General features: G+C 66.6%; 20 protein-coding genes and 2 tRNA genes. 9 read left to right on the top strand and 13 right to left on the bottom strand.

What is annotated here, in order from left to right; genetic code table 11:
• Positions 1-6: 6 nt before the first annotated feature.
• Positions 7-1,203, bottom strand: a complete 1,197-nt coding sequence (locus tag AC1DKQ_RS19055; protein WP_476886119.1) for a trans-sulfuration enzyme family protein — start codon at positions 1,201-1,203, stop codon at positions 7-9.
• Positions 1,204-1,290: 87 nt separating this feature from the next.
• Between AC1DKQ_RS19055 and tmk the strand changes: the two genes are divergently transcribed.
• From tmk to AC1DKQ_RS19075, 4 genes are all read left to right on the top strand, one after another.
• The gene (gene tmk, locus AC1DKQ_RS19060) at positions 1,291-1,983 is read left to right on the top strand and encodes a dTMP kinase (protein ID WP_476919839.1); all 693 of its coding nucleotides are present in this window, start codon (positions 1,291-1,293) and stop codon (positions 1,981-1,983) included.
• Positions 1,980-3,122, top strand: a complete 1,143-nt coding sequence (locus AC1DKQ_RS19065; RefSeq protein ID WP_476919840.1) for a DNA polymerase III subunit delta' — start codon at positions 1,980-1,982, stop codon at positions 3,120-3,122. Before tmk ends, AC1DKQ_RS19065 begins: the two co-directional genes overlap by 4 nt.
• Before the next feature lie 60 nt (positions 3,123-3,182).
• Positions 3,183-4,769 carry an alpha/beta hydrolase gene (locus AC1DKQ_RS19070; protein ID WP_476919841.1) on the top strand — a complete coding sequence of 529 codons (1,587 nt, stop codon included), beginning with the start codon at positions 3,183-3,185 and terminating at the stop codon, positions 4,767-4,769.
• 114 nt (positions 4,770-4,883) lie between these two features.
• A tRNA-Thr gene (locus AC1DKQ_RS19075) sits at positions 4,884-4,956 on the top strand.
• A 395-nt stretch (positions 4,957-5,351) separates the two neighbouring features.
• Here the strand turns inward: AC1DKQ_RS19075 and AC1DKQ_RS19080 are convergent.
• Positions 5,352-5,720 carry a hypothetical protein gene (locus tag AC1DKQ_RS19080; RefSeq protein ID WP_476919842.1) on the bottom strand — a complete coding sequence of 123 codons (369 nt, stop codon included), beginning with the start codon at positions 5,718-5,720 and terminating at the stop codon, positions 5,352-5,354.
• A gap of 186 nt (positions 5,721-5,906) precedes the next feature.
• On the opposite strand from AC1DKQ_RS19080, the gene AC1DKQ_RS19085 reads away from it, so the two are divergent.
• Positions 5,907-6,626: a ZIP family metal transporter gene (locus tag AC1DKQ_RS19085; protein ID WP_476919843.1), complete on the top strand. Its 720-nt coding sequence runs from the start codon at positions 5,907-5,909 to the stop codon at positions 6,624-6,626.
• Positions 6,627-6,752: 126 nt separating this feature from the next.
• On the opposite strand, the gene AC1DKQ_RS19090 is transcribed toward AC1DKQ_RS19085, so the two are convergent.
• From AC1DKQ_RS19090 to AC1DKQ_RS19100, 3 genes are all read right to left on the bottom strand, one after another.
• On the bottom strand, positions 6,753-7,049 hold the full coding sequence (locus AC1DKQ_RS19090) for a hypothetical protein (RefSeq protein ID WP_476886125.1): 297 nt from the start codon (positions 7,047-7,049) through the stop codon (positions 6,753-6,755).
• A 221-nt stretch (positions 7,050-7,270) separates the two neighbouring features.
• The gene (locus AC1DKQ_RS19095; protein ID WP_476919844.1) at positions 7,271-8,887 is read right to left on the bottom strand and encodes a cellulase family glycosylhydrolase; all 1,617 of its coding nucleotides are present in this window, start codon (positions 8,885-8,887) and stop codon (positions 7,271-7,273) included.
• 420 nt (positions 8,888-9,307) lie between these two features.
• On the bottom strand, positions 9,308-9,781 hold the full coding sequence (locus tag AC1DKQ_RS19100) for a hypothetical protein (RefSeq protein ID WP_476919845.1): 474 nt from the start codon (positions 9,779-9,781) through the stop codon (positions 9,308-9,310).
• A 93-nt stretch (positions 9,782-9,874) separates the two neighbouring features.
• Here AC1DKQ_RS19100 and AC1DKQ_RS19105 point away from each other — a divergent pair, with 93 nt between their 5' ends.
• Together AC1DKQ_RS19105 and AC1DKQ_RS19110 are read left to right on the top strand one after the other, a co-directional pair.
• Positions 9,875-10,948, top strand: a complete 1,074-nt coding sequence (locus AC1DKQ_RS19105) for a hypothetical protein (protein WP_476919846.1) — start codon at positions 9,875-9,877, stop codon at positions 10,946-10,948.
• Positions 10,949-10,987: 39 nt separating this feature from the next.
• A complete protein-coding gene (locus tag AC1DKQ_RS19110; RefSeq protein ID WP_476886129.1) occupies positions 10,988-11,221 on the top strand; it encodes a hypothetical protein in 234 nt (77 codons plus the stop codon).
• 80 nt (positions 11,222-11,301) lie between these two features.
• Here AC1DKQ_RS19110 and AC1DKQ_RS19115 read toward each other — a convergent pair whose 3' ends face one another.
• The 7 genes from AC1DKQ_RS19115 to AC1DKQ_RS19145 all read right to left on the bottom strand — a co-directional run bounded on the left by AC1DKQ_RS19115 (position 11,302) and on the right by AC1DKQ_RS19145 (position 18,012).
• A complete protein-coding gene (locus AC1DKQ_RS19115) occupies positions 11,302-12,147 on the bottom strand; it encodes an aldo/keto reductase (RefSeq protein WP_476886130.1) in 846 nt (281 codons plus the stop codon).
• A gap of 159 nt (positions 12,148-12,306) precedes the next feature.
• A complete protein-coding gene (locus AC1DKQ_RS19120; protein WP_476919847.1) occupies positions 12,307-12,774 on the bottom strand; it encodes a hypothetical protein in 468 nt (155 codons plus the stop codon).
• Between the two features lie 7 nt (positions 12,775-12,781).
• Complete coding sequence (locus AC1DKQ_RS19125) at positions 12,782-13,459, bottom strand: bacterial proteasome activator family protein (protein ID WP_476919848.1); 678 nt, start codon at positions 13,457-13,459, stop codon at positions 12,782-12,784.
• 172 nt (positions 13,460-13,631) lie between these two features.
• Positions 13,632-13,823 carry a YbdD/YjiX family protein gene (locus AC1DKQ_RS19130; RefSeq protein WP_377987145.1) on the bottom strand — a complete coding sequence of 64 codons (192 nt, stop codon included), beginning with the start codon at positions 13,821-13,823 and terminating at the stop codon, positions 13,632-13,634.
• A gap of 13 nt (positions 13,824-13,836) precedes the next feature.
• A complete protein-coding gene (locus AC1DKQ_RS19135) occupies positions 13,837-16,191 on the bottom strand; it encodes a carbon starvation CstA family protein (protein ID WP_476919849.1) in 2,355 nt (784 codons plus the stop codon).
• A gap of 133 nt (positions 16,192-16,324) precedes the next feature.
• A complete protein-coding gene (locus AC1DKQ_RS19140) occupies positions 16,325-16,861 on the bottom strand; it encodes a PadR family transcriptional regulator (protein ID WP_277526513.1) in 537 nt (178 codons plus the stop codon).
• Positions 16,862-17,028: 167 nt separating this feature from the next.
• Positions 17,029-18,012, bottom strand: coding sequence for an NAD(P)H-quinone oxidoreductase (locus AC1DKQ_RS19145; RefSeq protein ID WP_476919850.1), 984 nt, complete (start codon positions 18,010-18,012; stop codon positions 17,029-17,031).
• 163 nt (positions 18,013-18,175) lie between these two features.
• Between AC1DKQ_RS19145 and AC1DKQ_RS19150 the strand changes: the two genes are divergently transcribed.
• Positions 18,176-18,263: transfer RNA gene (locus AC1DKQ_RS19150), tRNA-Ser, on the top strand.
• 192 nt (positions 18,264-18,455) lie between these two features.
• Here the strand turns inward: AC1DKQ_RS19150 and AC1DKQ_RS19155 are convergent.
• The gene (locus tag AC1DKQ_RS19155; RefSeq protein ID WP_476919851.1) at positions 18,456-19,046 is read right to left on the bottom strand and encodes an endonuclease domain-containing protein; all 591 of its coding nucleotides are present in this window, start codon (positions 19,044-19,046) and stop codon (positions 18,456-18,458) included.
• A 656-nt stretch (positions 19,047-19,702) separates the two neighbouring features.
• Between AC1DKQ_RS19155 and AC1DKQ_RS19160 the strand changes: the two genes are divergently transcribed.
• The gene (locus AC1DKQ_RS19160) at positions 19,703-20,506 is read left to right on the top strand and encodes a VOC family protein (RefSeq protein WP_476919852.1); all 804 of its coding nucleotides are present in this window, start codon (positions 19,703-19,705) and stop codon (positions 20,504-20,506) included.
• Positions 20,507-20,631 lie beyond the last annotated feature (125 nt).

Genomic DNA, 20,631 nt, shown 5'->3' on the forward strand with positions numbered 1-20,631 from the left:
CCCAGCCTAGCCGTCCAGCGAGCGCAATGCCTGTTCCAAATCGGCCCAAAGGTCTTCGACGTTCTCAATGCCCACGCTCATCCGGACCAGATTCTCCGGCACGCTCTCCGGCTCGGCGGTGTGCCGGCGGCGGCGTTCGATCAGGGATTCCACCCCGCCCAGCGACGTGGCGGGGAGCCAGAGGCGCAGGGCGCGGATCATCCGGTCCGCGGCTTCCGCGCCGCTGCTGCCACTGTCCTGCCCAACTACCGGAGCCACCTCAATGCACAGGATGGACCCGAACCCCTTCATCTGCTCCTTGGCCCGCACGTGGCCAGGGTCCGAGGCCAGGCCGGGAAAGCGGATGCCGGCAACCCGCGGATGGCCGTTGAGCCTTTCGGCCAGGACCTGGGCCGACGCCTGCGAACGCTCGATCCGCAGCGCCAGGGTCCGGAGCCCGCGGAGCGCCAGCCACGCCTCGAACGGTCCGGCGATCCCGCCGTGGATGGTGCGGTGGTGCAGCAAGGCGGCGCGGAGATCGGCGTCGGAGGTGACCAGCGCACCGAGCACGACGTCGGAATGGCCGGAGAGGTATTTGGTCACCGAATGCAGCACGACGTCGGAGCCCAGGCTCAGGGGCTGCTGCACCAAGGGCGTGGAAAAGGTGTTGTCAGTGACGACGATCGCGCCGGCCTCATGCGCCGCGGCGGTCAGGGCCCGTATGTCCGCGACGCCGAGCATGGGGTTGGTGGGACTCTCCAGCCACAGCATGCTGGCAGCGCGGCCGCCGGCCGGGGCAAGCGCGGCCACGACGGCGTCGGTGTCCGCGATATCCACCGTCCGCAATTCGAGGAAGCCCTTGGCCGCCAGTTCGGTGGCCATGGTGACCGAACCCGCGTAGCTGTGCGACGGCATCACGAGCACGCCCTGGGCAGGCACCAGGGACAGGGCCGAACTCACGGCGGCGAGTCCCGAGGCGTAAAGCAGGCCCGGCAGGTCCGCGCCTTCCAGCCGAGCCAGCGCCTCTTCGAAGGGGTCCCACGTGGGATTGGAATACCGGCCGTAGCCGCGGTCGCCATCTCCCAGCGGCCCAGTGCCAAAGTAGGTCGAGGACAGCACTAGCGGCGGGTTGACCGGTTCGTCGCGGGTGCGCGGCGGGCGCCCTGCCGCCACAACCAGGGAATCCGGCGAAAGCGTGGCGGCCTGCTCTTCAGAAAGACTCATGGGGACAGGGTACGTTGGCGCCCCGCAGGGTACCCAAGCCGTTACGCCGGACACGGAAGTGCCGGTGATTGTCGGTACTCTTGAACAGTGACTACCCAGAGCCCCGGAGCGTCCCCTCAACAGTTGCCAGGCCCGTTGCCCGGACTGTTTATTGCCTTCGAGGGCGGAGACGGCGCCGGCAAGTCCACGCAGGCGGCTGAACTCGCCAAAGCGCTGGAATCAGGCGGCTTCACAGTGCTGCGGACCCGGGAACCGGGCGGCACGGCGATCGGCGAGAAGCTGCGTTCGCTGGTGCTGGATCACGGCCATGGCCACATCGACGCCCATACCGAGGCTCTTATTTTCGCGGCGTCCCGCGCCGCGCACGCAAGCCAGGTGATCCGGCCCGCCCTAGAACGCGGCGAGATCGTGCTCACGGACCGGTACATCGACTCCTCGGTCGCCTACCAGGGCGCCGGCCGCGGCCTCGGGACGGAGGCAGTCCGGGACATCAATGCGTGGGCGACATCGGACCTGCAGCCGGACCTGACGGTACTTCTCGACGTCGAGCCCGCCGTTGGCCGGCAGCGGCGCACAGCCGGCGAGGCCGCCGAAGACCGCCTCGAGTCCGAGGCCGACGAATTCCACGCCAAGATCCGGGCGGCCTTCCTGGACCTGGCCGCGGCCCGGCCCGACACCTACCTGGTGCTGCCCGCCCGCCTGCCCGTCGCCGAACTCGCCGCCCGGATCTTCGAGCGCGTCGAGTCCCTGCTGGCCATCACCCAAAGCAGCACAGCATGAGCGTCTGGGACGACCTCCAGGGCCAGGACGCCGTCGTGGCCCAGCTGCGCCAGGCTGCCCAGGGTGAGGGGCTGACGCACGCGTGGCTTTTCACCGGGCCGCCCGGCTCAGGCCGTTCCAACGCCGCGAAGGCCTTCGCCGCCGCCCTGAACTGTGACCAGGAGGACGTCAGCCTGCGGGGCTGCGGCGAATGCCCTGCGTGCCTGACCATCCTGGGCGAAACCCATTCCGACGTCGCGTTCGTGCGCACGGAGAAGGTCACCATCACCATCGATGAGGCACGCGAGCTCGTGTCCACCGCCGGGAACCGGCCGTCGTCCGCCCGATGGCGGATCATCGTGGTGGAGGATGCGGACCGGATGGCCGAGCGGACCACCAACGTGCTGCTCAAGGCCATCGAGGAACCCACGCCCCGCACAGTCTGGATGCTCTGCGCGCCCTCCCCCGCCGATGTCCTCGTGACGATCCGCTCCCGCTGCCGGGCGGTGGCGCTGCGGCTTCCGCCAGCCGCCGCCGTCGCGGCCCTGCTGGTCAAGCGCGATGGCGTGGACCCGGCGGTTGCCGAGCGCGCCGCTCGAGCCGCGCAAAGCCACGTCGGGATCGCCCGCCGTCTGGCCCGCGATCCGGAGGCCCGGGAGCGACGCCTTGAGACGGTGCGGTTTCCGTTGTCCCTTCGCGGCGTCACGGCGGCGGTCATGATGGCCGAGAAGCTGGTCAAGATCGCCACCGAGGAAGCCAACAGCTCCAATGACGAGCGCGACGCCGCCGAGAAAACTGCACTGCTGGCCACCCTCGGGGCGCCTGAAAGCGGGACGTTGCCGCCGGCCATGCGGAGCCAGGTCAAGCAACTCGAGGACGACCAGAAACGCCGCGCCAAGCGTTCCGTCACCGATTCCCTTGACCGCACTCTGACGGACCTGCTGTCCTTTTACCGGGATGTCCTGATCATCCAGATGGGGAACGCAGTGGAACTTGTCAACGTTGAACTCAGAAGCGAACTCGAAGACTTCGCCTCCCGTTCCACCGCCGAAGTGACTCTTGCCCGCATGGACGCCGTCAACAAAGCCCGCACGCGGATCACCACCACCAACGTGGCTCCGCTGCTGACGATCGAGTCGATGGCTGCCAGCCTTATTTGACGGCCCCGGCCGCACCAACAACATCAACGCTGTCGTTCCTATCCTCCAAGGAGAACCCGCATGAAGCCTGCTCGACCCCAGCCCGCAAGATCCCGATCCCTGGCGATCGGCGTGCGGGCCGTCGGCGCCATGGCACTGGCCATCACACTGGCCTCATGCACCCTTTTCGGCGGTGGAGGCGACGGCGGGTCCAGTGCCGCGCCATCGGTGGCACAGGGGAAGGCGGACCCGTCAATTGTCGACGCCGCGCCAGCGGAACTGCGCAGCTACTACTCCCAGCAGATCGACTGGAAGCCGTGCGAAGGGGACGGCTTCCAGTGCGCCAAGGTCAAGGTTCCGTTGGACTACAGCAAGCCCGACGGCGACCGCATTGAGCTTGCCGCCATCAAGCTCGCCACGACAGGCGAAAAGAAGGGCACTCTGCTGGTCAATCCGGGCGGCCCCGGCGGCTCGGGTTACGACTTCGTCAGGGACGCGGCCAACACCAACATTTCGGACAAAGTCCGGTCCGCCTATGACATTGTGGGCTTCGATCCCCGCGGTGTGAAGCGTTCCGCCCCGGTCACCTGCCTCACGGACAAGGAACGGGACGCGTCCCGCGCCAAGAGCTACGCCCTGGACACTGACGCCGGACTGGACGAGGCCCTCGCCGACAACAAGGCCATCGCGGCCAAGTGTGTGGAGAAGACCGGCCCGGTCCTGGCCCACATCGACACCATCAGCGCCGCGAAGGACCTCGACATCCTGCGTGGGGTGGCCAACGACGCGAAGCTGAACTACCTCGGATACTCCTACGGAACCCTCCTGGGCTCCACCTACGCGTCGTTGTTCCCGGACAACGTGGGCCGGCTGGTCCTCGACGGCGCCATTGACCCGTCGCTGAGCTACGAGGAACTGACCCGCGGCCAGGCCGCGGCCTTCGAAAAGGCCCTCCACTCCTATGTTGCCAAGTGCCAGCAGACTTCCGGATGCCCGCTCACGGGAAGCGTCGAGGCAGGCGTCCAGCAGATCCATAACGCCATCACCGCGGCCGAGGCGAATCCGCTGCCGACGAAGGACGGCCGGAAGGTCTCCGGCTCGACGTTTGTCAGCGGCCTCATTATCCCGCTCTACAACAATGACAACTGGCCAATTCTCACCCGCGCACTTGCGACGGCCCTCACCGGCGACGGCACGGGCATGCTGCAGCTCGCCGACTTCGGCGCCGACCGGGACCCCAGCGGCACGTACACCTCGAACAGCACTTTCGCCTTCAACGCCATCAACTGCCTGGATTATCCGATGGTGTCCGACACCGCTTCCATGCGCGCCGAGGACCAAGAGCTCCGGAAGGCATCACCCACTCTGGGTTACTACTTCGCCTACGGCGGCAGCAATTGCAAGGACTGGCCGTACAAGAACGTCCGGACCCCTGCCCCGGCGGAGTACAAGGGTTCGGCCCCGATTGTTGTTGTGGGTACCACCGGCGATCCGGCCACCCCGGTGCAATGGGCCAGCGCCCTGCGCAAGCAGCTCGGGAACGCCTCGCTGCTGACCTGGAAGGGCGAGGGCCACACGGCCTACGGCCGCTCCAACAGCTGCATCGGCAACGCCGTGGATGACTACCTGGTGGATGGCAAGGCCCCGGCGGACAACACCGTCTGCTAGGCCCGCCAGGGAGCCGCAATGCGGACCCAGACGCTCATTTTGACCCGGACGCCGGGACTCTATTACAGTTGTCTCTTGCATGATCCGCCCGGTTCGCCGGGCATTCATGTGGTTGCTTCCTTAGCTCAGTTGGTAGAGCGTCTCACTCGTAATGAGAAGGTCGCCAGTTCGATTCTGGCAGGAAGCTCTGACGGCAAGCCAAGGAAACCCCCGGAAATCAATGATTTCCGGGGGTTTCTTTCGTTTTCATTGACAACGGCGTCGACGTATCTTTCTTTTCCCGGCAATTTCGAGCCTTTGCCGGGGTCTTCGTCAGTAGGCTGGGCCGTTGCTACTCATGTGGTTTGAGTGCGGATCGCACCACAATGATGGCAGCGCCGTACTTGCTGTCCAGTTCCCGCTGGATGGTGCCGTCATCGTACGCAACCAATATGACCAGGTAGCCATTCTGGATCCCTGATAGGAGGATGGGCTGGCCACCTGCAGATTGAAGATCGCGTTGAATCTGCGCCCAGGCAAAACACCGGAGGGTGACACAGGGTTCGTGACCTCATGCGCGGCGGGCTGCGACCGCTGCCCGTATCAGTCTTCGTGAGGGTCGGTACGGTCTGGCTCGGCGTTATCCTCGGCCTCCCTGTAGCGGATTTCGGCGATCTTTTTCCGGGCGTCCTCCCGGACATCGGAAAATCTGATGACGGGCCAGTCGTAATTTGCAATCAGGTCCGTGAGGCGCTCGATGATGAGGCTCCCCTCGAGCTGGTCATCGATATAGGCCAAGGTGACAGGAACGGCCCGTCCGATGTCGGCGATGACTTCTCCTTGCCCGGGCGTGGCAAAATCGGGCCGGCCGGTTGTGGTGGTCAGAAATGTCCGCTCTTCAGCGTTGAGATAGGCGATCCTTTCGATCCGTGTGACGTTCAGGGCGTCCGTGGATGTCTGAAGAATGCGCATGCTCAATGCCTTTCTCGCTTTTGCTGTCAGGCTACTCCGGCGCCGTCCTCATCGGGAGACGCCGGCGCGGACTCATGCGCGCTGACTCATGTCTGTCACGGTGGGCTGAGGCCCTTGCCATCCCCTCGGCCGTTCGGGATGATGCCTAGGCGCGGTGCTTTAGCACCTATGCCGAAAGGGGCGCCGATGCTGCAGGCATTTGGCTGGGGTCTGCTTGCCGGGTCCTCGTACTTCTTGGGTGGACTGCTCGCCCTGCGGTGGCGCGTTGGCAACAGCGTCCTGCTCGGCATCCTGACCGGGCTCGGTGCAGGCGCCCTGCTCTCGGCCGTCGCCTATAAGCTCGTCGCCGAGGCCGGGCGGCTGGCCGGCGGAAGCGGTTATGTCGGGGTGGGACTGATCGGCGGGGCCGTGGCGACGGCGTGGGTGGTGACGGGTGCCGTGCCCGGCCGTCGGCTGTCCGAACCTCCCGTCCACGAGCCCAGGTTCCTTGTGATCGGGCTGTCCGTGGTCGCCGAAGCGGTTGTTATCACCGGGGCGCTACTTGGCGGCTACGGCATCAGTGCCGCGGTGCTTGCCGCTGTCTTCCTCTGCGGCGTGCCCGAGGCCATGGCCGACACCGGACCGCTGCGCAAGTCAGGCATGACCACCCGCCGCGTCATGTCCGCCTGGCTGGCCATGACGCTCTTGTGCGCCGCGTCGGTGGCCCTCTTCACGGTGCTGCTGCAGGCAGCCCCGCCCGAGGTGGTGGCCTTCGCGCTGGCCTTCGCCGGCGGCGGCGTCCTGACGAACGTAACGACCCGTATGGTGCCGGAGGGGCTCCGGGACGCCGGCGCCGCCACCGGCATCGCGATCGCCGTCGGATTCGGCCTCTCGTATGCCCTCGTGGAGATCCTCGGCGGGCACTGAGGTCACGGCCGGTTTCATCCCTCGGCTCTCCCGGGACCGGCATGACGCAGGAGACATCATGGCCACGGCCTTCCTCGGGCTTTGGAGGCGCCGCGACACGGTGCGGGTCGTGGAGGGGCGCTACAGTCAGGCGCTGGACCCCGGGGTGAAGTAATTGTGGACGTCCAGATACTTCACCGTAGGTGGCGAGGGGATGCCGGCCTCGGCAGAGTAGGGGCCGATCTGGTCCTTCGCGAAGGCGTCGTAGAGCTCCTTCGACTGCCAGAGGTCGGTGACGAGGATCCCGTCGTCGGTGGCGGCCACCCAGTGTCCGAGGGCGCCGGCCGGCGCGGGCCCTCCCGGCGTAAGGCCCATCTTGCCTATGACTTGGTCGTACTGCTCCAGCGTGGCACCGGCGAATTCCATGATGACTGCGACGGCCATTTTCTTCTCCTCACAGGCGGCAGGCCGCAAGGCAACGACCTGCGATTGGTTTGATACGGCATGGTCTACGCCGGAGCCGGGCAGCCGTCAATACGCCGCGGGTTGAGGGCATCGTGAGCCCAGCGGACCGCCGTCAGGACCGCCGTCGAAAGTTCACAAGCACGCCATTTCCCCCAAGCAAGCGCCTAGTCAAAAAACATGCCGCGGTCTTACGCGGCATGCTACTTCAGCGTCAGCACCGGGTTGACTGGGGCTTTTAGCGAATCCACCTGCAGGCCCACGGACAGCTTCTGGCCGGCGGCGATCTTGGTGGCCCAGTCCGAGCCGCCGCAGGTCACGGACACCTTGGGGACCACCGTGCAGTTGATGCCCCAGGAGTTGGCCACCCTGGTGACGTTCGGATCGGGCCAGCTCACGCTCCAGCTGGGGGCCGCCCGGAGCCCGGTGACCTCGATGTTGGCCACGTAGCCGCCGGTCCACGAACTGCCGAGTTTCCAGACCGCGCTGATCGACCCGCCTGTCGTCGGCGCGGGAGACACCGTCGGCGACGGCGACGCGGCGGCAGTAGGCGTCGGGGAAACCGACGGCGAGGCAGTGGCGGTCGGCGACGGCGACGGCGTGCCCTTCAGGATGGGCGCGAGCGCGGTCAGTTTGGCGGCCTCCGGGGTGCGCCAGTCCGCCTGGACGAGTCCTCCAGTGATTCCGCTGTTCGGATTGAACGACCAGTACGCGAAACTCATGGCATTGGTCCCGAGGTAGGAGACGATCTTCGCCATCCACTGCTTGTCGGATGTGGTCTGCAGCGCGGTTCCGAACTCGCCGAGCAAAACCGGAGCGATGCCCTGCTTCTGGATGTAACCCCAGTTGGCATCCCACACGGCTGGCAGGTTGTTGGGGTAGCTGGGGTCGCTGAACCACTTCTGGGCATACAGCGACGCCGGGTAATCGTGCGGGGAATAGACCACGCGATTGGGCGTGGCCAGGGTGACCGGCTTGTTCTTGACGTCGGCCAGGCCGCCGCCCCACCAGGTGGAGGTACCGTTGCCTTGGTTTTCAATGCCCTCAATGATGATCAGCAGATTGGGGTTGGAGGCAAGGACGGCGTTGCCTCCACGAGTGGACGCAGCCTGCCAGTCGGTGGCGGCGGCCCCGCCCCAGGTCGCTGCCCCGGCGGGCTCATTGTGGAGATCGGCGCCGATGACGGTGGGATCGTTCTTGTACCGGGTGGCGAGCATCTTCCAGTCGGCGATCCACTTCGACTCCGGGTATGCGGAGGTGTACCAGAGCGGGGACTGATCGGCGGAGGAGGGCCGGTGCCTGTCCAGGATGATTTTCAGGCCGTTGGCCTTGGCGCGGGCGATGACGGTGTCCATCAGGACCAGGGGCGTTTTGCCCTCAAGCGCGTAGGCGCGGTTGGCCCAGTAGTTCAGGTTGCCCTTGATGGAAGTCGCTGCGAGGCACTCGTTGGAGAAGGGCAGGCGGACCGTGTTGAACCCCATCGACTTGATGTTGACCAAGGCGTCGTCGATGGTCAGGGTCCCCCAGAGGCCGTGAGGCATGCAGTCAGGGGTTTCCATGCCGAACCAAGACGCGGCCTTGATGGTGTACGGGGCGTTGTTCGAGTCCAGGATCGTCCCGCCGGAGGTGTGCAGCCAGCCGGTGGGCGCCGGAGTCGCTGCCGCTCCCACGGCGAGGGGCGCGCCGCCCGTCGCTGCCGGCGCCGAGACGGCGAGGACGGAAAGCGCGAGCACGCCCGCCAGGGCGGAGCCGAGCAGGGCCGCGGCGGCAGGTTTGAGCCGCTGGCCGGTGTGGCGGGGCGGGTTCGAGAATAGCTTCACAGTTCCTCCGTGAGGGCGTGGGCGGTTGCCAGGTTCGCCGGAAGCGTCGCTGGGAGCAGTAATGGCCGGCTGCGTCAGGGCCGTCCGGCCTGAGCCGGGAAGTGCCGTCGGCGCCCCTTTGGCTGTTCCCCGGGGGCGCACAGAATTTCTACAGCTGTGAGCTCATGGTTGTGAAGCCTTTCAATCCGTCATTGTGGGTCCCCCCGGCCCACACAATGCGGATCGGCTCTCAAAAAGTACCAAGCCGCAGGCAAGAAATGACCCACTTTGGTTAATATTTCCTTCCGCGTTTTCTTCCTTGCCTCGGCCCGGCAACAGGGGCCTGACCTGCGTATTGTCCTTTTTCCAGGCCGTCCGCAAGCTTAGGGCTGCAGGGACACAGGCTGGCGTCGCCGGCTCACGGGCCCGCGAGGAGCGGACCTAGCGCGCCCAGACGGAAGCTGCACCCGAATGTCCCGTGATGATGCTCTGGTAGATGAAGAAGGCGCCTGCCACGGCGCCGGCAATCAGGAACGCCACCCGGACGGCCCTGTTGCGCCGAAGTCCGCCGAGGAACACCAGGCTCCGGCCGAAGGGCTCGTAGGTGACCACCAGCATCGCCGCGACCAGGACGAAAAAGATCACGGAAACGACCTTGAGCACATCGCCCTGCTGGGCGTGCTCGTGAATGAGGGCCGACGCCGGACGTGCCTTCTCCAGCTGCTCGCCTGCCTGCGCCGTCAGCAATGTCACCGGCACCAGTCCCAACGACAAGACGCATAAGGGCCAGGCCAGATAGGTCCCCCAGCGCGGTGCCACGGCGTATACAACGGCGCCCAAGCCTGCGATCGGCGCGAGCACCACCACAGCGTGGACGAGAAGGACGTGGGCCGGTAGCCCGCCAATTTCGATCAAGTGAGCATTCCTCCGCAACCTGGCGCCGGCTGGTCTCATGAAGTGGCCCCGAGCTGGGCGTTCGTGGCGGGGCCGGACTCCTATGATTCTTGCATGGGAACGCGGGAGTTTGAGGGCATTGCAGGGCCGCTGTATGCATTGCCGTATGGCGAGTTCGTGGCGGCAAGAACGGCCGCGGCCAAAGACGTCGGCACCGTTGACCTGACTGCGGCCGAGCAGCGTGCCCTGGCGGCCGATGTCCGAGCCCTGCCGAAACCGTCGGTGGCGGCGTGGGCCGTGAACATGATGGCGGCGCACAGCCCCGAAATCCTGCGCGAGCTTGCCGGCCTGGGAACATCGATGCAGGCTGCGCAGGACGCCTTGGATGCCGCCAACCTCCGCCGCCTCGCACAGGAGCGGCGCCGGCTTCTGGCCGGCGCGGTAAAGACGGCACAAGCCCTGGCAGCCGAGCATGGACGGGCCATCAGCGCCGCCGTGGCGACGGAAGTGGAGCAGACCTTGCGTGCCGCCACCGCCGACCCCGGGGCCGCAGCGGCCGTGCAGAGCGGCTGGCTGCTCCGGGCACTTTCGGCGGACGGGGTCGACGTCGTCGATCTCGCCGGCGCCGTGGCTGTCCCTGGGAGCCACGCGCCCGCGGCAACCGGTACTGGAACCGCGCGGGGAACGGCCACCGTCCGCGGGACAGAGCCGGGGACCGGCGCCCCCGGGACCGAACCGGCGGCAGTCGCTCGCGGGACCGAACCCCCGTCGCGGACCGCACCTTCGTCAATGACCGCATCCGACAGCACTGGCGGCGGAAAGTCACCGGAACAGCCCCGCCTCCGGGCTGTCGGGAAAGCACGGGTGACGCCCACGCCGTCGGCGGTGGAGCGGGCGCGGGCCGGCCTGGAGGCGGCCGAGGAGGCCGCAGCGGAGGCCGACGGGGAAGCACGCGGCGCGGCCGCGGAGTTGGCGGAGGCGATGGCGGAAACCACCCGGCTGGCCGATGAGGCGCGCGACCTCCGACGGCGTCTGGACGCCGCAGAGGCCGGGCTCAAGGGAGCACGGAAACGCTCCGAGCTGGCGGCGGCCCTGGCGCAGCAGACGGCCCGGGCCGCGGACCGGGAACGCCGCAAGGAAGTCCTGGCGCGGGAACGGGTGTTGCGGCTTGGCAACACGCCGGAGTAGTGAAGTCTTACTGTCGGAGGTCGGTTGCACACTGGAATCATGGAGAACAACCAGAATTTCCAGCACAGTTTCGAACCGGATTTCAACGGCGCACAGGACGGCGCACTGTATTTCGCGGTCACCTACCTGGACACCGACTGCGGCCGGATCCGGACCGAGAGCTTCGATGACGCTGCCGCTGCGGACCGCTTCGCCAGCCGGTGCATCGCGGGCGAAGACGGCTGGGCCGTCGTCGATGCGATCCCGGCGAAAGAGCACCGAGCCGCCGCATAGGCAGCACGGAGGGCCTCCACCCGTCCGGGTGAAGGCCCTCCGCGAACGTCGGCTGGCTGCCGGCGTCGTGGGATTGTTGCTTAGGCGAAGTCGGAGACAGCCGGGTCCGGGCCGATCCGGCCGGCGTCTTCGGCGGTACGGTCCAGTCCGTTGATGGCCTGGATGTCGGTCTCGTCGAGGGTAACGTCCAGTGCCGCGTAGTTCTCGCGGATTCGGGACTCGGTCACCGACTTCGGGATGACCACGTTGCCGATGGCCAGGTGCCACGCGATGACAACCTGAGCCGGGGTGGCGCCGTGCTTGGCGGCAATCTCGGAAATGACGGCGCTCTCCAGAAGCTCGCCGCCCTGGCCCAGCGGCGACCAGGCCTGGGTGAGGATGCCCTTGGACGCGTTGAATTCGCGCAGTCCGGCCTGGCTGAAGAACGGGTGCAGCTCGACCTGGTTGATGGCCGGAACCACGCCGGTCTCATCGATCAGGCGCTGCAGGCCCTCCTTGGTGAAGTTGGAGACGCCAATGGTCTTGACCCGGCCCTGCTTCTGGAGCTCGATGAGGGCCTTCCATGTGTCGACATATTTGTCCTGCTTGGGCTGCATCCAGTGGATCAGGTACAGGTCCAGGGTTTCGAGGCCCAGCCGCTCCATGGACTCCTCGAACGCCTTCAGGGTGGACTCGTAGCCCTGATCCGCGTTCCACAGCTTGGTGGTGATGAAAATTTCCTCGGGTTTGAGGCCGGAACGCTCAATGGCGCGGCCCACCCCTGCTTCGTTGCCGTAGATCTTTGCCGTGTCGATGTGGCGGAAGCCGGCCTCAAACGCCTGCACAACCACCTTTTCGGCTACGTCATCTTCAACCTGCCACACCCCGTAGCCGAGCTGGGGGATGGTGTTGCCGTCATTGAAAGTCAGTTCCGGTGAAAAAGTCATATAACTATCCTGCCAACATCGGCGGAGTCCGGCCAGTGTTTGAGCGAAGCTAAGCTAGGCGCGTAACCGGGAATACCGGGAACACCGGGATTACAGGGACTATCAGGACTGCTGGCAAAGCCGGAGCCAGCCACCGCCGACGCCAATGAGCGGAACGGCTCAGGCGGGCCTCGACCCGGTGCCGTCCGCCTCGGCAAGCCGCCGCTCGGCGTCGTGGACCTGCTCCAGCACGGAATCGGCGCGCCGCCGCACCGACGCAGCCCCCGCCGGGACCGGGCCAACGGCGAGCCGGAGCATCGCGGCCGCCTCAGCCGTCATCGCCAGAGAATTGCCCGCCGTCGACAGTGCCCGGTGAACCCCTGCCAGCGGCCCTGGGATATCCAATCCATTGCTGGGAAACCGCCGCTGGGCCTCCACGCAGACCTGCCGCACCCGGGGCGCGAGAGCGGAGAGCTGGTTGGCGATGTCGACGAGTTCGCCGTACAGCGCATCGTCCTCGACCCCCTCGAGGACCTGGTGGTAGCGGTCAAGTCCGCGGTTGAATCGGTCATGGGCGCGCCGCCAGAGGCCCTTGCCGAGTTCGGCGTCGTCCTTGCGGCCTTGCCGTGCTGCGCTGAAGAAGCCCAAGGTCGCGCTAGAGGTACTGGCCCGGGCCGTGGTCCGGGTCCACGGGTTCAGGGGCCTCCGAGGAATCCGCGCCACGGCGCGGCGACGCGGCCCGGACCGGTTCGCCGTTCTCCCCGATGACGACACCCGGCGCGATCACTGTTCCCGGCGGCAGCTGGCGCAGCTGCATCTGGGCGTAGGCGTGTTCCCTGGCGGCGTGCTGCGCCGCGATGGCCGTCTGGATGCCGTGGAAGAGCCCCTCCAGCCAGCCGACCAGCTGGGCCTGGGCTATCCTCAGTTCCGCGTCGGAGGGGGTGGCGTTCTCCGAAAAGGGAAGGTTGATCCGTTCGAGCTCCTCAACGAGCTCCGGGGCCAGTCCGTCCTCGAGTTCCTTGATGGAACGGTCGTGGATTTCGGCGAGCCTGACGCGGGCCTTGTCGTCCAGGGGTGCGGACTTCACCTCGTCCAGCAGCTGCTTGACCATGGTGCCGATCCGCATGACCTTCGCGGGTTGGTCCACGAGGTCCTGTAGTTCGCTTCCGCGGGGCGGCCGGGGTCCGGAACCGTGTCCACCGGCGTGGCCGGCCGGCGCTGCAGCCGGTGACGCCAAGGGCGTGCCGGGCCGGGCGTCGTCCAGGGGCGTGCCTTCCACGGGGACGTCGTCGGCCGGTTGGGCGCCGGGCTGAGTGTCATGCTGATCGCTCATGGCTTCATACTCTCACGCGCCGGGCGACGCGGACCCGGCATCCGCCGGAAGCGGAAAGGGCGGCGTCGGACACTCTTGTCCCAACACCGCCCCTCCCCCAGCCTTGCCGGACACCTGCTCACAGCAGCGCCACTCAGGAGCAGAGCTCAGCAACACCGCTCAGCAACACCGCTCAGCAGCACCGCCCCTGCGGACTGGTGTCCTGCCGGTCTGTCCGGTCACGCCAGAACTCCCGCTCCGTCAGGGGCGGCCCGGTGTGCCCAGAGGCCTCATGGTGCTCCAGGTACTTCTTGTAGGCGTCGGCGCCCAACACTCCGCCGAGGTACCCGGCAAACCCGCGGAACCCGGCAAGTACCGCGTTCACGTCCGGCTCCGCATCAGTGGTGCCCGGACTTTTCGAGCCGTTCTCCGGCCGGGTGCTGGTTCCACTCGGTCATGAGGTCGCGCTCCGCCGCCGTGGGGACAAACCCAGCCGGAGCGAAGACACGGGAGGCCCGCGCGGGGTCTTCGTTCTCGGCGTTGGGGAGCCCCGCCGCCGAGTTCCGCAGAGCCTTGATGGTTGCCATCACTGCAGTGATGATGACGACGATGCTCAGCACCACGAAGATGATCGACAGCCACCCCTGGACCATGGTGTTGCGGACCACGGCTTCCATGGCGGCCTGGGTCTTGGCGGTTCCAAAGGACGTCTTGCCGTCCGCAAGAGCCTTGGCGAAGGCTGCGTTGTTAGCGAAGTAACCCACCGCCGGAACGGGCGAGAAGATCTTGTAGAAGCTCGCCATGATGGTCACGACGGCGGCGAAAGCCAGCGGCACCGCCACGATCCACAGGTACTTCAGGGCGGTGCGCTTGGCTGCAATGGCCAGGCAGACCGAGAGGGCGATGGCCGCCAGCAACTGGTTGGCGATGCCGAACAGCGGGAACAGGGTGTTGATGCCGCCCAGCGGGTCGGTGACGCCCATGATCAGGACCGCGCCCCAGGCCGCCACCATGATGGCCGTGCAGAGCCACGCGCCCGGGCGCCAGGAGTGCTCCTTGAACTTCGGGACGAAGTTGCCGATCGAGTCCTGGAGCATGAAGCGGGCAACGCGGGTGCCGGCGTCGACCGCCGTGAGGATAAACAGTGCCTCGAACATGATGGCGAAGTGGTACCAGAACGCCATCATCGCGGTGCCGCCGATGAACTGCTGCATGATATGCGCCAGGCCGACGGCGAGCGTGGGCGCGCCGCCGGAGCGGGACACAATGCTTTGCTCCCCCACGTCCTTAGCCGTCTGCGCGAGATCGCCGGCCGTGATGTTGACGCCGGACAGGCCCAGGCTGTTGACCCAGGCGGCCGCCGTCTCGACCGTTCCACCGGTCAGCGCCACGGGGGCGTTCATGGCGAAGTAAATGCCGCGGTCAATGGAGATCGCGGCCACGAGGGCCATGATCGCCACGAAGGATTCCATGAGCATGCCGCCGTAGCCGATCAGGCGCGTCTGGCGTTCCTTCTCGATCAGTTTCGGTGTGGTGCCGGAGGCGATCAGGGCGTGGAACCCCGAGAGCGCGCCGCAGGCGATCGTGACGAACAGGAACGGGAACAAGGCGCCGGAGAAGACCGGACCGTTGTCGCGGCCGGCGTACTCACTGAACGCCGGCACAGTGATCTCGGGGCGGACCACGATGATGGCCAGCGCCAGCATCACGATCACGCCGATCTTCATGAAGGTGGAGAGGTAGTCGCGGGGGGCCAAGAGGAGCCAGACGGGGAGGATGGCTGCGATGAAGCCGTAGATGATGAGGCCCCATGCGATGGTGACCTTGTCCAGGTGGAAGAACGCGGCACCCCACTCGGTGCCTGCAACAGCACCGCCGCCAATGATGGCGGCCATGAGCAGCACGAATCCGATCAGGGAGACCTCCATGACCTTGCCCGGCCGGATGAAGCGCAGGTACACGCCCATGAAGAGGGCGATCGGAATGGTCATGCCTACCGAGAAGACACCCCACGGGCTTTCGCCCAGGGCGTTGACCACCACCAGGGCAAGGATGGCGACGATGATCACCATGATCAGCAGGGTCGCGACGAGGGCGGCGGTGCCGCCGATCACGCCGAGTTCCTCGCGGGCCATCTGTCCCAGCGACCGGCCTCCGCGGCGCATGGAGAAGAACAGGACGAGGTAGTCCTGGACGGCGCCGGCCAGGACGACGCCGATGATGATCCAGATCGTGCCGGGAAGGTAGCCCATCTGGGCCGCGATGACCGGGCCCACCAGGGGTCCGGCGCCGGCGATGGCGGCGAAGTGGTGGCCGAACAGGACGTTGCGGTCCGTGCGGACGTAGTCCTTGCCATCGGCCTTGTATTCGGCCGGGGTGGCGCGCCGGTCGTTGGGCTTGGCCAGGTAGCGCTCAATGACCTTGGAGTAGAAGCGGTAGCCGATCAGGTACGTGCAGACCGACGCGAACACAAACCAGATGGCGTTGACGGTCTCGCCGCGGATGATAGCGAGCATGAACCAGGCGACGCCGCCCAGTAGCGCGATGGCCGCCCACAGCGCGATCTTGGCCGGCGTCCAGGTGCGGTCCGCGGAGTCGCGGACAGACTCATCCACCGACGTCGGTGGGAGGGACGGATCCGGGACGATCCCGTCGTCGAGTTGTACTGTTCCGTGCGTGCTGCTGCCCTGCGCGCTGCTGTGCATGTCGCTGTTCGTGCTGTCGCGTTTTGTGCCATCTGGCATTGTGCCCATGTCTCCTCCTTGAGAAACCCAGCTGGGCAGTCCACCGGTACAGAACTGCCCCCCGCACCCTACCAATGCGGCCGCCCTCCGGCGGCCGTCCTGCGCCCGGCGGCAGGGTTCGCGCGACGAGCGGTGCGCCAGGCTACCCCTGGAGGTTGCTGAGCTGCATGAGGCGGGCCTCGCAGAGGTCCAGCCAGCGCACTTCGGCTTCGGTCTGGAAGATGAGGGAGTCCAGCACCAGGAGCCTCGCGGTGTCGGCCGGGCGCTGGAGCGCGGCCGTGTCGCGGCGGGACTTTGTGTACTCCTGCAGCGCCCGGATGGACACGGCCCGCTGGGCCTGGATGATGGCGCCGACGTCGGTCCCGGGGATCGTGAGGCCGACCGCGAGCTTGATAGCCAGTTCATTGCGGGGCGGGTTCGCTCGGGATACCGGGGCCGCGAACCAGTCACGGACTTCTGCCTGGCCGGCCGTGGTGATGCTGTAGATGACGTGCCCGTCGCCGTCGCCGCCGTCGTTGCGGACCAGCCCGTCGCGTTCCAGCCGGTCAAGGGTGGTGTAGACCTGCCCGATGTTCAGCGGCCAGGAGGAACCCGTGCGGTCCTCGAATTCGGTCCTGAGCTGGTAGCCGTAGCGCGGGCGGTCCTGCAAGAGGGCGAGGAGACTGTGACGGATAGACATGGCGCTCCCGGAGGTCACGAAACCACACAGCATACACGCGCCCCAAGACGCGTGTATACCGCGTATGGACCTACGCTATCGCTTTTACTGCCCCTGCCGCAAAACAACGCATGCTCCGGACGGAATAAGTAGCTCCCGGCCTGCGGTTTAATCCAGCCGGTGCCCTGCTACATGACCAGCAGGACCTTGCCCACATGGTCGCCGGAATCGAAGTACGTGTGCGCAGCGGCCACCTGGGCCAGCGGGAAGGTCTTGGCCACGAGGGGCCTGATCCTGCCGTCAGTGAGCATCGGCCACACGGCGTCGCGGACGGCGTTCATGATCACGCTCTTTTCCTCGACCGGGCGGGGACGCAGTGCGGTGGCGATGATGGCGGCCCGCTTCCGCAACAGCTGCCCAAGGTCCAGTTCCGCCCTCGCACCGCCCTGCAGCCCGATCACCACGAGCCGCCCGTAGTCGGCGAGCGCATCGATGTTCTGCTCGAGGTATCTGGCTCCGACGACGTCGAGGATGACATCTGCGCCTTTGCCGCCGTTCTGCGCGCGCAGGCTCGCCGGGAAGTCTTCCTCCGCGTAGTTGATGGCGATGTCCGCACCGAGGAAGGCCTTAGCTGTGCCGACCTTTTCCGCGTTCCCCGCCGTGGTCGCCACCCGGGCGCCAACCGCCTTGGCCAGCTGGATGGCCATGGTGCCAATACCGCCCGTGGCCCCATGGATCAGGACCGTTTCGCCCGGCTGCAGCTGCGCCGTCATGATCAGGTTGGAATAGACCGTCGCCGCGACCTCGGGCAACGCTGCCGCCGTGACCAGATCCACGCCGTCGGGGATCCTCAGGACCTGCCCGGCAGGAACGGCCACTTGCTGGGCATAACCGCCGCCGGCGAGCAGCGCCACCACCTTGTCCCCCACTGAAAATGCCTTGGTTACCCCCGGGCCGAACCCGGCAATCCGGCCGGAGACCTCCAGCCCGGGGACCTCGGAGGCACCCGGCGGCGGCGGGTAGAGCCCTTTGCGCTGTTGGACATCGGCACGGTTAAGGCCCGCGGCCACGACGTCGATCAGCACCTCGCCGGGGCCGGCCACCGGGGCCTGAACCTCACGGACTTCCAGGACCTCGGGTCCGCCGGGCTCTGAAATGTAGACAGCCTTCATGGAGCACTCCCGATTCCTAACTGGCTCCGCGCACGTTCGCCGCGATCGCCAGGTCCGATCAACATCACTCCCCAGAATATGGCGGGGAACGGCACGCGTCCGCAAGCGCACCGTCTTTATGGTTTTTGTTGCAGCCGACTGCCTATGAAAGACTACTCGTTAGGGAAGGTTGTCCGAGCGGCCGATGGAGCTGGTCTTGAAAACCAGTGTGCGGTGACCCCGTACCAAGAGTTCGAATCTCTTACCTTCCGCGAACAATGCCCCCGTTTCCTGCATTTCATGCCGGAAACGGGGGCATTTTTGCGCTGTGGCCGCTGCCCCTTTGCGGTTTCGGGGGGCGGTCGCATTCTGGGGGCAGATCAGGGCGCATCCATCCCCGGTATTCGCCCTGATCTGCCCTGCAGCCGTCTGCCTACCGCCATGAGCCAGGAGCGCGGAGGACCTCAGCCGGGCCACCCCTGTGCCCGCAACGCCTGCCGCACGCGCACCAGCACCCAGGCCTCACCGGCCCTGACATCCACGTTGCTGAGCACAAGTTGGCGCCACCCCGCGCCAATAGTGCGTTCGGCACGGAGCGCGTCTGCCTGATGCTGGGCTGGCGTCAGGTGATGTCCGCCGTCGTACTCAACCGCAAGCTTGTAGTCCGGGCACCCAAGGTCCACCCACAAAGGGAGTCCTTGCTCGTCGATCAGCACGAAATCCGGCTCAAAGCGCGGCAATCCGGAGCGGCCAAAGAGCAGGCGCAACCGTGTCTCCGGCGGTGAATCGACGCCCACCCGCACCAGCGTGAGCGCCTTCCGGAGCAATGGAAGACCGGCCGCGCAGCGCTGGCGTGCTGTGTAGTCCCGGAGATCCGTCAGGGGAAGCTGCGCAGTTTTCGAGTGCGGCCAGCGGAGATGCTCACACACCAGGCCGTCGGCAATGACCACGAGGTCCTCAAGGGTCAGGTGGCCGGTTCCGGCCAAGTCCAGCAGGGTACGGGCCTCGCTCGTCACTGGCACGCCCGCACGGCGCACGACGTCGGAAGGGTCCAAGGTCGCGCGGTGACCGACCACCCCCTTTCGGCGGGGAGCAGCGGATCCATTCCGAGTCAGGTGAAGCAAGTGGGCCGACGGCGGAAGGCGGGTCCCCAACGCGTCAGGCATGCGGAAAGCGTGGATCTGGGCCGCGGAATAGAAACTCACGGCATCCGGCGGACCCAACTGCGTGTACGGCCGGGCTCGGGCGAGCAGCGACTGCCCCTGGGTTGCCGGAACCCTGATGCCGCGGCTGGGCACATGGAGATCACGAGCCTTGATCCGTCCGGGTGACAGGCCGTGGAGGCGCCCCTCGCCGATCGTAAAGGAACCTGCCGACAGTGCGCTAGGCAGGGGTTTAGCCGTCGCCATTGGACCATTAGGCCACATTGAGCACCCGCGCGTTCCCCGTTATCCACAGGCTCGGTGGCCGACTACGAGCGCCGCAGGGGGCAAGTTCATCTGACGGGCAGGTCAGGGCGGACCCGGGACCCGTATTCGCCCTAATCTGCCCGCCAACGGCAGCTCCCCCTGCCGGGCCATTGAAAGTGTCGGTGCCCCGTCATAGTCTCTCTGTGTCTCCACCACCAAGTCTCCAACCCCTTCTCCACCACCCACCAGAGCCCGGCGGCCGCACAACGATGCCCGTGCCGCCGCAGAGAGCAGGAGCCCTCATGCCTACACCCGACCACTCCAACGGCGCACCGTGCTGGATCGACCTCATGACATCCGATGCCGAGAAGGCCAAGTCGTTCTACGCGGCGTTGTTCGGCTGGACCTACCAGACCGGCGACGAAGAAAAATACGGCGGCTACATCACGGCCTGGAAGGACGGCAAGTCCGTGGCCGGCCTGATGCAGAAGCAGGCGGATCAGTCCGCCTGGCCGGACATGTGGTCCACGTACCTGCGCTCGGAGGATGCCGCCGCCACCGTCAAGGCCGCCACGGAGCACGGCGCCCAGGTCTACATGCAGCCCATGGAGGTTCCCGAGCAGGGCAGCATGGCGATGATCGCGGACGCCACCGGCGCGTCGGTCGGCGTCTGGCAGCCGGCTGAAATGACGGGCTACGAACTGGCGGCCGAGCCCGGCGCCCCGGCCTGGCACGAGCTCCACACCAAGGATTACGCCGCCGCCGTCAAGTTCTACCAGGACGTGTTCGGCTGGGACACCGACGTCATGTCCGACACTCCGGAATTCCGTTACACCACACTGGGCGCAGGCCAGGCGGCTAAGGCCGGGATCATGGATGCTTCGGCCTACCTCCCCGCCGAGGTCCCGTCCAACTGGCAGGTCTACTTCGCCGTTGAAGATGCCGATGCCTCCATCGAGAAGGCCGTGGCCCTCGGCGCCACGGTGATCGACGGGCCGGACGACACCCCCTTCGGACGGCTTGCCACGCTGACCGACCCCACCGGTGCCATGTTCAAGATCGTGGCTGATACCGGACAGGGCGATCAGCCCGCCGCGGACGCATAAAGGAGCGGGGCCGGAGGGCCCGTCCCACCTAATTACAAAAATTGTTGTAAGAAATACCGGCCAGACCCTTTCCCAAGGGCTACTGGCCGGTATTCTGCTGTGGAGCGTCCGGTGGAGGCACCCGG

Source organism: Arthrobacter sp. 05L421, from assembly GCF_056397785.1.